This is a genomic window from Pseudomonas sp. URMO17WK12:I12, assembly GCF_000514395.1.
GTDB classification, from domain to species: domain Bacteria; phylum Pseudomonadota; class Gammaproteobacteria; order Pseudomonadales; family Pseudomonadaceae; genus Aquipseudomonas; species Aquipseudomonas mucoides.
In genome coordinates this window covers 1-12,529 of sequence record NZ_AZVV01000017.1, presented here as the reverse complement: position 1 = coordinate 12,529, position 12,529 = coordinate 1, and the positions used below count along the sequence as shown (strand labels likewise).

Here is a 12,529-nt window from a genome sequence, read left to right as displayed (position 1 = left end):
CACCTTTATTCGCCCCTGATAACTGAAAAACAAAAAGGGCGAGAGAGACTCCATGAGCCAAGACATTTTTGTATCCGTACTGATTCCCGCCAAAAACGAAGCCAACAACCTCAAGCCGTTGCTTGAGGAAATCCGCTTGGCCCTGGCCGACGAGGCCTACGAAATCATCGTTGTCGACGATGGCAGCACCGATGCCACCCTGCACGAACTGCGGCAGATCCGGCACAACGGCCTGAGCACCTTGCGCATCCTGCACCATGAGCGTTCGCTGGGGCAGAGCACGTCGCTTTACCACGCCGCGTTCGAGGCGCGCGGACAATGGCTGGCCACCCTCGATGGCGATGGGCAAAACGACCCGGCGGACATTCCCGGCATGCTGGCGCTGGTGCGCGGCGAGTCAGGCTCGGGGGATGTGCAATTGGTCGCCGGGCATCGGGTCAACCGCCGCGATACTGCGAGCAAACGCTGGGCTTCGCGTTTCGCCAACGGTCTGCGCAGCCGCTTGCTCAAGGACGCTACGCCGGACACTGGCTGTGGGTTGAAGCTGATCGAACGCACGGCGTTTTTGCGCCTGCCGTACTTCGACCACATGCACCGTTTTATTCCGGCACTGATCCAGCGGCACAACGGCCGAATGATCGTCCACCCGGTCAACCACCGCCCGCGCACCGCCGGGGTGTCCAAGTACGGCAACCTCGACCGCGCCTTGGTGGGCATCCTCGACCTGGTCGGGGTCTGGTGGCTGATCAAGCGCACACGCCTGAACACCCAGGCGCAGGAGATTGAAGGATGAACATGTCCCGCGAAGCCCTGTGGCTGGTGGTCGGTTTTGTCGGCCAGATCGCTTTTACCGGGCGCTTTATCCTGCAGTGGCTGTACAGCGAATACAAAAAACGCAGCGTGATCCCGACGAGCTTCTGGTACTTGAGCATCGTCGGCAGCACGCTCCTGCTCGCGTACGCCATTTACCGGGAAGACCCGGTGTTCATTGCCGGCCAGGCCTTTGGCACCCTCGTTTATTTCCGCAATTTACAGTTGATCGCCAAAAGCAAAAACCTGAAGGAGTAGGTCATGCGCGGATCGTTATCGACCCGAAATATTACGTTGCTCGCGGCGGTCGCCATGGCGCTGCTGTTTTTCTGGGGATTGGGCAGTGTGCCGTTTCTCAGCGTCAACGAGGCGCGCCGCGCCGTCACCGTACGGGAAATGCACGAAGCCGGGAGCTGGCTGCTGCCCTACATGAACGGCGATTTGTACCTGTCCAAGCCGCCGTTTTTCTATTGGGCCGGCCTGGTGTCGACGGCCTTGCTGGGCAGTGTGTCCGAGTGGAGCGTGCGGTTGCCTTCGGCACTGGCGGCGACCTTGTGCTGCATCGGCACGTACTGGTACGGCGTTCGGCAGGCCGGGCGCCAGGTCGGTTTGTTCGCGGTGGTATTCCTGGCGGCGAACGGCGCGTTCAGCCTGTTCGCCCGCCGCTCGGAAATCGAGATGCTGTTGACCCTGCTGTGCTTCGGCGCATTGCTGGCGGCGTGGCAGTTCATCTTCCAGCAGGGCCGGGTGCTGTGGAGCCGGCTCAGCTACCTGCTGTTAGGTTGCGCGCTGCTGACCAAAGGGCCGGTTTGCCTGTTGTGGGTGACGGCGCCGATCCTGACGTACGCCTTGATCTACCGCGATGCGCGGGCCAAAGCCTACCTGTGTGACGGCTGGGGCTGGCTGATTGCCGTGGTGCTGGGCAGTTCGTGGTACGTGGCGGTGTCGTTGAGTCAGGGCTGGGGCATCTGGTCGTCGATCATCAGCGAAGACATCATGAACAAGATCGACGGCCAGGGCGCCGAATCCTGGTACGCGTACTTGTTGTACCTGGCCGGTGACTTCTTTCCGTTCTGGCTGATTGTGTTTGTGCAGCCACGCAAGTTTTGGGCAATGATCCGCTCGCGCCGCGAAGCGGCCATGCTGCTGTGTTGCACGCTGCTGCCGCTGCTGATTTTTTCCCTGTTCACCGAAAAGCACGGCAAGTACCTGTTGCCGGTTTACCCGTCCATGGCCTTGCTGCTGGCCATGCACTGGGCCGCCGTGCTCGAAGGTATGCAAGGACGCTGGCGCACTTGCCTGGCCACGGTTCCCTACGTGATGCTGGCCGGGTTTGTGGTGTTTTATGTGTTCGTCGAAGCGCGGGTGCTGTCCCATCGCGTTGGAGGTCTGGAACAGGTCGCCACGCTGGCTGCCGGGCAACCGGGCCAGAAGGCCTACAGCGTCGGTGAACCGGATATCCGTCTGGTCTATTACATGGGCCGGCCGGTGGCGCCGCTGACCCTTGCGCAGTTGCAAGGGGATGAGCGCCCGACGGGACTGCTGTTTGTGCAAGAACCCCTCGACCCGCAATTGCAGAACCTGGCGTCGTGCAAAGTCGGCGAAGTCGAACCCTATCTGAAACCACACCGCGCCGCGCTGCTGGTGCGCATGGGGGGGGAGTGCCATTAAGGTCTGCGGCAGCTGAAAAAGACCCATGGCAGGAGGGGCGGGCATGGCTATAATCGGCCGACGTTTCCCCTCCTGTTACCACACGAGACTGCCATGACCATTTCCCTGTACGACGCCTCCGTCCCTGTTTTCAAGCAAATGCTCACCGCTCTCAGCGATGTGCTGAACAAGGCCGAAGCCCACGCGACCGCCAAGAACATCGACCCGAACGCATTCCTGCAAGCCCGTCTGTTCCCGGACATGTTCCCGCTGGTGCGTCAGGTGCAAATCGCCGTTGATTTCGCCAAAGGCGTTTCTTCGCGTCTGGCCGAAGTTGAAGTGCCGAAGTACGAAGACACCGAAACCACCTTCGCCGAGCTGCAAGCGCTGCTGACCAAGGTTCTGGCCTACATCGCCGAGATCAAGCCGGAGCAGATCAACGGCAAGGAAGGCATCGAGATCGTGACCCGTCCGGGCACCCCTAAAGAGAAGCGCTTCAGTGGCCAGGCTTACCTGCTGAGCTACGGTTTGCCGCAGTTCTTCTTCCACGTCACCACTGCTTACGCGTTGCTGCGTCATAACGGTGTGGAAGTGGGCAAGCGCGATTACATGGGCGCGTTCTAAACCGCCCGGGTACAAAAAAGCCCCCGCAGCCGTTGGTTGCGGGGGCTTTTTCATAAGTACGCATTCCTCAACAACACCTCCGCCCCCTGTAGGAGTGAGCCTGCTCGCTCCTACAGGGGGCGGCGGTGTTGGTCAGGCCAGGCGTTCGGCTTTGCGCTCTTCACCTTGGCAAGCCGCCGCCGTGAACAGCACATCCGTGGACGAGTTCAACGCCGTCTCCGCCGAGTCCTGCAACACGCCGATGATGAAACCGACCGCCACCACCTGCATGGCGATTTCACTCGGGATGCCGAACAGGCTGCACGCCAGTGGAATCAGTAACAGCGACCCACCCGCCACACCCGAAGCGCCACAGGCGCAAATCGCTGCGACGACGCTCAGCAGGATCGCGGTCGGAATGTCCACGGCGATGCCCAAGGTATGCACCGCCGCCAGGCTCAGCACGGTGATGGTGATTGCCGCGCCGGCCATGTTGATGGTCGCGCCGAGCGGGATCGACACCGAGTAGGTGTCTTCATGCAGGCCCAGGCGCTTGCTCAATTCCAGATTGACCGGAATGTTCGCCGCCGAACTGCGGGTGAAAAATGCGGTGATGCCGCTCTCTCGCAGGCACATCAGCACCAGCGGATACGGGTTACGGCGCAATTTCCAGAACACGATGATCGGGTTCATCACCAGCGCCACGAACAGCATGCAACCAAGCAGCACAGCCAGCAGATGCGCGTAGCCGATCAAGGCACCGAAACCGGAGGTGGCGAGGGTCGAGGCCACCAGGCCAAAAATCCCCAGCGGGGCAAAACGGATCACAAGGCGCACGATCACGGTCACGCCGTTGGACAAGTCGCCCAGCACTTCCCGGGTGGTGTCACCGGCATGGCGAATGGCGATGCCCATGCCGATAGCCCAGGCGAGGATGCCGATGAAGTTGGCGTTCATCAGCGCACTCACTGGGTTATCGACCACGCTCAGCAGCAGGCTTTGCAACACTTCGCCGATACCGCCCGGTGCCGTGACCGCGACGTCTTGCGTGGACAACACCAGATTCGACGGGAACATCATGCTGGCCACCACGGCGACCACCGCCGCCGCGAACGTGCCAAGCAAATACAAAAACAGAATCGGCCGGATATGGGTTTCCTGGCCGTGCTTATGGTTGGCGATCGACGCCATGACCAGCACGAACACCAGAATCGGTGCGACGGCTTTCAGCGCCGAGACGAACACCTTGCCGATAAACGCAGTGGACTTCGCCACTTCAGGCGCAAACAGGGCCAGGGCAATGCCGGCGATCAGGCCGATGATGATTTGCGTGACCAGGGTGGTGCGTTTAAGGCGTTGCAATAGAGAAGGGGATGAAGCAGTCATAAACAGCATCTCTGATTTTTATAGGAGCAGGGTTTCGCAGGTATGCAGCAACAAACAGGGCAGGCCGCAGGCGGGAAACCGGAAAGGGGTGTAATGCCGATCAGTTAAACCATCAGACGATCTGTAGCAGCCGGACGCAGGCTTTGCCAGCTGCTACAAAAGTTGCGTGATGGCTTGACTGAGCGGCGTCAGCCACAGGGTGTACGTTTTTCAGGGCGCGGACTTTATCACAGCGCAGGATGGATCCTTCAGATCTGTGACGATCTGCCACCCGCGCAATCCACCAGATAAGCAGGTTCGTGCAACCTGCTTTGGACACACTCTGTTAAGATTCGCCATCCTCATTTTCAAGTCTGCCAGTGGGCCTTCGGGCTATTCGCTGGTGTCGTCGTTTTCTGGAGTTGTGCATGCTGTTGCCCATTCTTCTGTTGTCCGCCGCCGGTTTTACGGTGCTGACCACGGAATTCGTCATCGTCGGCCTGTTGCCGGCCATCGCCCGCGACCTTGAAGTCAGCATCCCGCAAGCGGGTTTGCTGGTGACGTTGTTCGCCTTCACCGTCGCCGCTTTCGGGCCGTTCCTGACCGCGTACTTCGCCCGCTTTGAACGCCGCAAGCTGTTCATCTCGGTGCTGATCATGTTCGGTCTGGCCAACACCCTCGCGGCGTTTGCGCCGAATATCTGGGTGATGGCCTTCGCCCGGTTGATTCCCGCACTCGGCTTGCCGGTGTTCTGGGCCTTGGCCAGCGAGACGGCGGTGGACATTGTCGGGCCGGACTACGCCGGGCGGGCCATTGCCAAGATTGGTTTCGGCATTGTCTGCGCCACGGTGTTCGGCATTCCGGTGGGAACGCTGATTTCCGATGCGTTCGGCTGGCGCAGTGCGTTTGGCATTCTGGCGGTCATCGCCTTTGCCAAGGCCTTGCTGCTGTTTATCTACCTGCCGAAAACCAACCTGCACCAGCATCAGGTGAGTTTCCGTTCGCAATTCAAGATCCTGCGCAGCCCACTGATGATCGGCCATGTGCTGCTGTCGATTGTGGTCTTCAGCGGCATGTTTACCGCGTACACCTACCTGGCGGACATCCTTGAGCGCCTCGCCGGTTTCAACGGCACGGTAGTCGGTTGGTGCCTGATGGGCTTCGGCGCGGTCGGGTTGATCGGTAACTCGCTGGGCGGTCGCGCGGTGGACCGTCATCCGCTGATTGCTTCGGTGATGTTTTGCGCGTTCATGATTGCCGGCCTGGTGGCGCTGGTGCCGAACATTCATTCGCCCCTCGGTCTGGCGGCGGCGATGGGCATCTGGGGCGTGACGCAGGCGGCGCTGTTCCTGGTCAGCCATGTGCGCCTGATGAAAGCGGCGCCCGAAGCGCCAGCGTTCGCCGCCTCGCTGAACATTGCCGGGGCCAACCTCGGCATCGGCCTAGGCGCGATGGTCGGCGGCCGGGTGATCGACAACTTCGGTCTGCAAGGCCTTGGGTTCGCGGCCGCCGCTTTTATTCTCGCCTCGATCCTGCTGGCGATTGCGCTGATGACCTTCAAACCACGTGAAATCTGCGCCTGAGGTTCTACAGTTCGGTGAACAGCTCGCGTCGGGCACCTTCGGTAATGGCGACAATGCCGGGGTGCTTGACCTTGCGTTCCACTGAAATGGCGTAGAACGACTCGGTCACGGCGTCGGTCTGGCCAATCACCTCCACGCCATACTGGCGTTTCACTTCATCGGCGATCACGCTTGGGCCGATGAAGATCCCGCTCCCGGACTGACCAAACGCCTGCATCAACGCGCTGTCGTCGAACTCGCCGACAATGCGCGGCTGGATCTGCTGCTCGGCGAACCAGCGCTGCAAGCGGTTGCGCACCACGGTTTCCGGCCCCGGAATCAACAGCGGTGCGCCGTGCAGGCTGCGCGGGAAATCCTGGCCGTACTGCGCAGCCAGTTCCGCGGTGGCGAAGAAGCTGATCCCGCATTCCCCGAGTTTCTGGCTGTAGCCCTTGATGTCCAGGTGCGAAGGCATCGGGCTGTCGGAAATCACCATGTCCAGGCGCTGGATCGCCAGGTCGGCGAGCAACCGTTCGAGTTTGTCTTCGCGACAGGTGATGCGCAGCGGCTCGCTCAATTCCATGGTCGGCGCGATCAGTCGATAAACGATGGACTTGGGCACAACGTCGGCGACACCGACCCGAAACTGAATCTGCTGCTCGTTGGGTTGCGCTCGCAACATCAATTCGAGTTCTCCGCCTAGCTGAAACATCTGCTCGGCGTAGGGCAGGGCCTGACGACCCGCCTCGGTGAGTTCAAGTTGCCGGCCCACCCGTCGAAATAACTCGATGCCGTAGGTTTGCTCGAGCAGGGAAATCTGCCCGCTGATGGTTTGGGGTGTCAGGTTCAGCTGCTCGCAGGCGCGCACGATGCTGCCGGTCTTGGCCACCACCCAGAAGTAATGCAATTGCCGATAGTTGAGCATGACAGTCTACAGTTCGTAAAAACCGAAGTATAACCGCTAAAAATACGAATTTTCCTGAAGTGTTTGCCTCCCTAGAATGCATCGCTATCAACGGGCCATCAACTCGGTGCCGTTTGTTCTAACGAGGGAAGCATCATGAAGATCACCACTGCGGCTGTGCTGTTCGCGTCTTTACTGGTACTGGCCGGTTGCGACCAGGCCGAAAAAAGCGCTCAGCAACTGATGGGCAAGGCTGCTGAAAGCGCCAAACAGGCCATCGACGATACGCACAAAGCCGCCGAACAAGCGCTCAGCGACGCCACCGGCGGCCTGATCAGCAAGAAAGAATCAGCGGGCGAAGACAAAGAAAAAACCGAAGCTTCGTCCCAGGAAATCTAACGTCTAATACGAGTCAGGACTGACCCATGGAATACCTTTTAGAACTTGCTGCAAGCCCTACCGCCTGGGTCGCCCTGGCCACGTTGATTGTCATGGAGATCGTGCTTGGCATCGATAACCTGATCTTCATCTCGATCCTGACCAATAAGCTGCCCGAGCAGCATCGGCAGAAAGCCCGCCGCATCGGTATCGGCATGGCGCTGATCCTGCGCTTGGGTCTGTTGAGCACCATTGCGTTTATCGTCCAGTTGACGGCGCCTGTGATCGACATCCTCGGCCACGCGTTCTCCTGGAAGGACATGATCCTGATTGCCGGCGGCCTGTTCCTGTTGTGGAAAGCCACCACCGAGATCCATCACAGCATGGACCCGGCGCCGGAAGATCCGAAGTCGGCGACGTCGACCGTGACCTTGGGCTTTGCCGCTGCAATCGGTCAGATCCTGATGCTGGATATGGTGTTTTCCATCGACAGTATTATCACTGCGGTCGGCATGACCGAGCATTTGCCGATCATGATCATCGCGGTGGTGGTGTCGGTACTGGTGATGTTGCTGGCGGCTGATCCGTTGGCCAGGTTCATCAACAACAACCCGACGGTGGTGATGCTGGCGCTGGGCTTCCTGATCATGATCGGCATGACGCTGATCGCCGAAGGCTTCGGCGCCCACGTACCGAAAGGCTACGTCTACGCGGCCATGGCGTTCTCGGCAACGATCGAGTGCTTGAACATGATGTCGCGTCGAGCCAAACAGAAGCGCATCACTGCTGATGCTTGATCGGCTGTAAATGAAAAGGCCGCCTGACTACGAAAGTGTTCAGGCGGCCTCTTTTTTGAAGACGGAAAATGCCACTCAGTGCACGGTGGCGTGACGGGCAGCGGACTTTTCGCTGGTTTCCTCAGGCGTTGATTGAATCGGGTGGTGATGGTGCCGCCGGGTAATGCGCAGGACTCCCCACAACATGGCGGCGGCAACGGCCAGCCAGCCGGAAATCAACATCACGATCGTCATTGTCAGGCTCATCGTGCCTCCTCTTTGCCCTGCATCGGGCACACACGCTATGCAACTGACAGTCTAGTCGGTGCTGTGTGTCAGACAATTGACCAAAGGTCGCCTGTCACTAACCAGTTCGCTCTATCGAATGCATGCAACTGCCGGTTAAGGCTATACCGCCGTCACGGGGCATCCTATGATCGACAGCCTAGCCGGGAGCCTGTTGCCCGGCGTCTGAACAAGAGAGTGAAGATGGAGCGGGTATTTTCTCGAATTCGCATGGCGGCGCTGATTGTGGGCTGTGTGGCCGGGTTGGCGGGGTGCGCCGGGAGCGTTGCGCCTGAGATCAAGCGTCTGCCGGAGCGGGTGGAACTCAGCGGTACGTTCTATCGCGGGCAAGCCTTTCAAAGCGGACCGCAAGTGCTGGCCAGCCTGTTGGCACAGCAGGGCATCGTGATTACTCCAGGCTTGCTGGAAAAACCCCTGCATGTGCCGGGCGCCGAGGACCAGCTACAGCAGAATATGCAGAACCTGGCCCGCGAATACGGGATGGTGGTTTATCCACTTGACAGCACGTTGCCCGCATTGTTGACTCAGGTCGCTGCCGGCTATCCGGTGATGGTGCGCTTCACCGAAGGCACCGCGCTCTGGGCTGAGCCGCGCTACGCCATTCTCGCCGGGTACAACCGCAAGAAGCAGACCGTGCTGCTGCGCGCAGGCATGAATCACCGGAACATGATGAGCTTCAGTTCGTTTGAATCGTCGTTCAAGGACGCGGGCGGCTGGGCCGTGCTGATCCAGAAGCCGAACCAGATTCCGGCCAACGTCGATCAGCAGCGTTGGCTCAAGGCCGCGAATGATCTGGGTCAGGCCGGCCAGGAGCAAGCGGCGGCGCGGGCCAAGAAGGCACTGAGCACGCAGTAAGCGTCCGTTCGTCATTCTGCAGGCACTGCTGCCTGCGGCGGCTCTCTAATGGACAGTGCCCGGATTTTTTCCGGGCCACATTCAAGGAGGCGCCCATGGCACATTCCACAACCCCTGTCGGCCCGCATTCATCTGAGCACTCTTCGGGCGATGAGTTGGGTTTCGATCCCGATTCGCCGGACCTTGCCGACCCCCAGGTCGACCCCATCGGTCCCGCCAAGGCGCCCAGGGACGTGAAGCCGGGCGACAACCCCAAGGCACCCGCGAAGCCCTACGATCCCCTCGCTGACCTGAAACCCTAAGCCCTGATGAGGTGTTTATGTCTACCGATTCGAGTTTCGACGACAAACGTCCTGACAGCGTTCCCACAACCCCCCAAGAAGACATCGACCCGGTGATGGATCCGGACAGCCCGTTGCGCGATCCTCTGGCCAGACCGGTGGTGGTGCCGACGGAGCATCCACATGGTTGGAGAGATCCGAGCAAAGGGGACGGCATTCCGGATGACGATCAGATGCCGTTGCCCAACGACTGACGAATGCCAGACGAAAAAAAGCCCCGACGGTCCGGGGCTCTTTTGTAAGTGCTTTTATTTCGAGGCTTCAACCACGCCGCTCTGGCGGTGCTTGAGGTTTTTGTCGGATTTGTATTGCAAGGCAACGGATGGCACGTCTGCGCCCTTGCCGGTCTCGACCCAGTTGCGGATACGGGTGGCGTCGGCAAAGTGGGTGTACTTGCCATAAGCGTCAAGGATGACCAGCGCAACCTGGCGATTACCCATGCTGGTCACCAGCACCAGGCAGTGGCCCGCTTCGTTGGTGAAGCCGGTTTTCGTCAACTGGATGTCCCAGTCCGGTTTGCGTACCAAATGGTCAGTATTGCGGAAACCCAGGCTGTAGTTGGGTTTACGGAACGACACGGTTTTTTCCTTGGTGGTACTCAGTTCGGTCAACAGCGGGTACTTGTGCGCAGCCACCAGCAGTTTGCTCAGGTCACGGGCAGTGGACACGTTACGCGGGGACAGGCCGGTCGGTTCGACGAAGTGAGTGTTGACCATGCCCAGCGCCTTGGCCTTGGCGTTCATCGCGGCGATGAAGGCTGCATAGCCGCCCGGATAGTGGTGGGCCAGGCTCGCTGCGGCGCGGTTTTCAGAAGACATCAGGGCAATCAGCAGCATTTCCTTGCGGGGCATTTCGCTGTTGAGTTTGACCCGGGAAAACACACCCTTCATTTCCGGGGTGTCGCTGATGTTGATGTTGATGTACTCGTCCATGTTCTGTCGGGCTTCAACGATGACCAGGCCGGTCATCAGTTTGCTGACAGATGCAATCGGCACCACCACGTCAGGGTTGCTGGCGTAGATGATTTTGTTCGTCTGCATATCCATGACTAATGAGCTGCCCGAAGCAAGTTTGAGATGTTGTGCATCTCGCGGCGCAGCGGTGGTATCGCCAGCGTTGGCGATTGGCGTGATGAAAGTCCCTGTAACTGCAAAAAATAGGCTCAGGATGGAAAGACGGATTTTCACGCTGGCAGACTCATTATGTGTTGATAAGCCGTTTTGTAACGGGCTATTTCGTAAAAGCGCGACATTCTGGAGTATGGCTGAATAACTGTCGATGGTTGTTCAAGTAACAGGTGAAAGTCCTGTGAAACATGAAAAAAATGTCATTTTCAGGCGGGTGGTAGGGCTTTTTCTTCGGGCAAAAAGAACCCCGCCATGGGCGGGGTCGTTTTATATCTGCTTTGGAACTCAGCTGTGCAGGGTTTCTGCCGCGTACAGTGTGTTTTCCAGCAGGCAGGCACGGGTCATCGGGCCAACGCCGCCCGGTACCGGAGTGATCCAGCCGGCGCGGGGCAGGGCGGTTTCGTAGATCACGTCGCCGACCAGTTTGCCGTCTTCCTGGCGGTTGATCCCGACGTCGATCACGATCGCGCCTTCCTTGATCCACTCACCCTTGACCAGGCCCGGTTTGCCCGCGGCCACCACCACCAGATCGGCACGGCCCACGTGGCCCGCCAGATCCTTTGTAAAGCGGTGGGTGACGGTCACGGTGCAACCGGCCAGCAACAATTCCATCGCCATCGGGCGACCGACAATGTTGGATGCCCCGACAATCACTGCATCCATCCCGTAAAGATCGGCACCGGTGCTTTCCAGCAGGGTCATGATGCCTTTAGGGGTGCAGGGGCGCAGCAGCGGAATACGCTGCGCCAGGCGACCGACGTTATAAGGGTGGAAACCGTCGACGTCTTTGTCCGGGCGAATGCGCTCCAGCAATTTGGAGGCGTCCAGGTGTTCAGGCAGAGGAAGCTGAAGCAGAACGCCGTCGATTGCCGGGTCGTCGTTCAAACGATCGATCAGATCGGTCAGCGCTTCTTGAGTGGTTTCGGAAGGCAGGTCATAGGCTTGGGATATAAAGCCGACCTCTTCACAGTCTTTACGCTTGTGCGAGACATAAACCTGAGAGGCGGGATCGCTGCCGACCAGGATCACCGCGAGGCCAGGTGTACGCAAGCCTTGCTCGCGACGCTCGGCAACTCGTTTGGCGATCTGCTGGCGCAGGCTGGCGGCGATCGATTTGCCGTCGATTAGTTGTGCAGTCATTGCGCGTGATTAACCATCGAGAGGGGAAAAAAAGAGAACGCATTCTCGCATGTCATGAGGTGAGGGCAAAGGCGCTTGGTCTGCAAATTCCTCTAACTCCTTTAATTAAATGAATTTTTTTTAAAAAGGATTTGACGACCCTCAGGGGGCTCTATACTATTCGTCGCACTTGTCGGGCACAGCCTAGCACTGGTTAAGAAGGTCAAGCGGGACTGCGGTTTCGCAAGGCTGGAAAGCACTTAGTTTGTAGTCCTCCAAGAGTACAAATTACAAGGCGCCCGTAGCTCAGCTGGATAGAGCATCCGCCTTCTAAGCGGATGGTCGCAGGTTCGAGTCCTGCCGGGTGCGCCATTAGGCAGCTTTGGCACAAGTAGCGCAATATGGTGGGCGTAGCTCAGTTGGTAGAGCACGGGATTGTGACTCCCGTTGTCGAGGGTTCGATCCCCTTCGTCCACCCCATATTTCGAAAGGCGCCAGATTAACAGTCTGGCGCCTTTGCTTTAACAGCTTCAACCCGCGGATGTGGTGGAATTGGTAGACACACTGGATTTAGGTTCCAGCGCCGCGAGGCGTAAGAGTTCGAGTCTCTTCATCCGCACCAAATAAAGCTTCATTCATGCCGATTGGCTTGGTTGGGGTCAGCAGGGAAGTTGTTTTACTTCTTTGTCACGCAATATGGTGGGCGTAGCTCAGTTGGTAGAGCACGGGATTG

General features: G+C 59.0%; 15 protein-coding genes and 3 tRNA genes. 13 read left to right on the top strand and 5 right to left on the bottom strand.

Annotated features, from left to right (window positions below; genetic code table 11):
* The first annotated feature begins 52 nt into the window (after positions 1-52).
* From D882_RS0122900 to D882_RS0122885, 4 genes are all read left to right on the top strand, one after another.
* On the top strand, positions 53-793 hold the full coding sequence (locus D882_RS0122900) for a glycosyltransferase family 2 protein (protein WP_027925394.1): 741 nt from the start codon (positions 53-55) through the stop codon (positions 791-793).
* Positions 790-1,068 (top strand): lipid-A-disaccharide synthase N-terminal domain-containing protein, encoded by a 279-nt coding sequence (locus D882_RS0122895; RefSeq protein ID WP_027925393.1) that lies wholly within the window; start codon positions 790-792, stop codon positions 1,066-1,068. The genes D882_RS0122900 and D882_RS0122895 overlap by 4 nt, the downstream gene beginning before the upstream one ends.
* 3 nt (positions 1,069-1,071) lie before the next feature.
* Positions 1,072-2,481: a glycosyltransferase family 39 protein gene (locus D882_RS0122890; RefSeq protein ID WP_027925392.1), complete on the top strand. Its 1,410-nt coding sequence runs from the start codon at positions 1,072-1,074 to the stop codon at positions 2,479-2,481.
* Between the two features lie 93 nt (positions 2,482-2,574).
* Complete coding sequence (locus D882_RS0122885) at positions 2,575-3,084, top strand: DUF1993 family protein (protein ID WP_027925391.1); 510 nt, start codon at positions 2,575-2,577, stop codon at positions 3,082-3,084.
* A 132-nt stretch (positions 3,085-3,216) separates the two neighbouring features.
* On the opposite strand, the gene sstT is transcribed toward D882_RS0122885, so the two are convergent.
* Positions 3,217-4,449, bottom strand: coding sequence for a serine/threonine transporter SstT (gene sstT / locus D882_RS0122880; protein ID WP_027925390.1), 1,233 nt, complete (start codon positions 4,447-4,449; stop codon positions 3,217-3,219).
* Positions 4,450-4,856: 407 nt separating this feature from the next.
* Between sstT and D882_RS0122875 the strand changes: the two genes are divergently transcribed.
* A complete protein-coding gene (locus D882_RS0122875) occupies positions 4,857-6,011 on the top strand; it encodes an MFS transporter (RefSeq protein WP_027925389.1) in 1,155 nt (384 codons plus the stop codon).
* A gap of 4 nt (positions 6,012-6,015) precedes the next feature.
* Here D882_RS0122875 and nhaR read toward each other — a convergent pair whose 3' ends face one another.
* Positions 6,016-6,915 carry a transcriptional activator NhaR gene (gene nhaR / locus D882_RS0122870; RefSeq protein WP_027925388.1) on the bottom strand — a complete coding sequence of 300 codons (900 nt, stop codon included), beginning with the start codon at positions 6,913-6,915 and terminating at the stop codon, positions 6,016-6,018.
* Positions 6,916-7,050: 135 nt separating this feature from the next.
* Here nhaR and D882_RS0122865 point away from each other — a divergent pair, with 135 nt between their 5' ends.
* Both D882_RS0122865 and D882_RS0122860 read left to right on the top strand, forming a co-directional pair.
* Entirely contained in the window at positions 7,051-7,293 is a 243-nt protein-coding gene (locus tag D882_RS0122865; RefSeq protein WP_027925387.1) for a hypothetical protein, read from the top strand.
* 26 nt (positions 7,294-7,319) lie between these two features.
* The gene (locus D882_RS0122860; RefSeq protein WP_027925386.1) at positions 7,320-8,069 is read left to right on the top strand and encodes a TerC family protein; all 750 of its coding nucleotides are present in this window, start codon (positions 7,320-7,322) and stop codon (positions 8,067-8,069) included.
* A gap of 75 nt (positions 8,070-8,144) precedes the next feature.
* On the opposite strand, the gene D882_RS1000000132915 is transcribed toward D882_RS0122860, so the two are convergent.
* A complete protein-coding gene (locus tag D882_RS1000000132915) occupies positions 8,145-8,315 on the bottom strand; it encodes a hypothetical protein (RefSeq protein ID WP_172825935.1) in 171 nt (56 codons plus the stop codon).
* A gap of 222 nt (positions 8,316-8,537) precedes the next feature.
* Here D882_RS1000000132915 and D882_RS0122850 point away from each other — a divergent pair, with 222 nt between their 5' ends.
* From D882_RS0122850 to D882_RS0122840, 3 genes are all read left to right on the top strand, one after another.
* Positions 8,538-9,209, top strand: coding sequence for a hypothetical protein (locus tag D882_RS0122850; protein ID WP_027925385.1), 672 nt, complete (start codon positions 8,538-8,540; stop codon positions 9,207-9,209).
* A gap of 95 nt (positions 9,210-9,304) precedes the next feature.
* Positions 9,305-9,511, top strand: a complete 207-nt coding sequence (locus tag D882_RS0122845) for a DUF6021 family protein (RefSeq protein ID WP_027925384.1) — start codon at positions 9,305-9,307, stop codon at positions 9,509-9,511.
* A gap of 17 nt (positions 9,512-9,528) precedes the next feature.
* Entirely contained in the window at positions 9,529-9,744 is a 216-nt protein-coding gene (locus D882_RS0122840; RefSeq protein WP_027925383.1) for a hypothetical protein, read from the top strand.
* A 54-nt stretch (positions 9,745-9,798) separates the two neighbouring features.
* On the opposite strand, the gene pbpG is transcribed toward D882_RS0122840, so the two are convergent.
* Both pbpG and folD read right to left on the bottom strand, forming a co-directional pair.
* Positions 9,799-10,737 (bottom strand): D-alanyl-D-alanine endopeptidase, encoded by a 939-nt coding sequence (pbpG, locus tag D882_RS0122835; protein WP_027925382.1) that lies wholly within the window; start codon positions 10,735-10,737, stop codon positions 9,799-9,801.
* A 225-nt stretch (positions 10,738-10,962) separates the two neighbouring features.
* Entirely contained in the window at positions 10,963-11,817 is an 855-nt protein-coding gene (folD, locus tag D882_RS0122830) for a bifunctional methylenetetrahydrofolate dehydrogenase/methenyltetrahydrofolate cyclohydrolase FolD (protein ID WP_027925381.1), read from the bottom strand.
* Positions 11,818-12,091: 274 nt separating this feature from the next.
* Here folD and D882_RS0122825 point away from each other — a divergent pair.
* The 3 genes from D882_RS0122825 to D882_RS0122815 all read left to right on the top strand — a co-directional run bounded on the left by D882_RS0122825 (position 12,092) and on the right by D882_RS0122815 (position 12,418).
* Positions 12,092-12,168 (top strand) — tRNA-Arg (locus D882_RS0122825).
* 32 nt (positions 12,169-12,200) lie between these two features.
* Positions 12,201-12,276, top strand: a tRNA-His gene (locus D882_RS0122820).
* A 57-nt stretch (positions 12,277-12,333) separates the two neighbouring features.
* Positions 12,334-12,418 (top strand) — tRNA-Leu (locus tag D882_RS0122815).
* Positions 12,419-12,529: the final 111 nt, after the last annotated feature.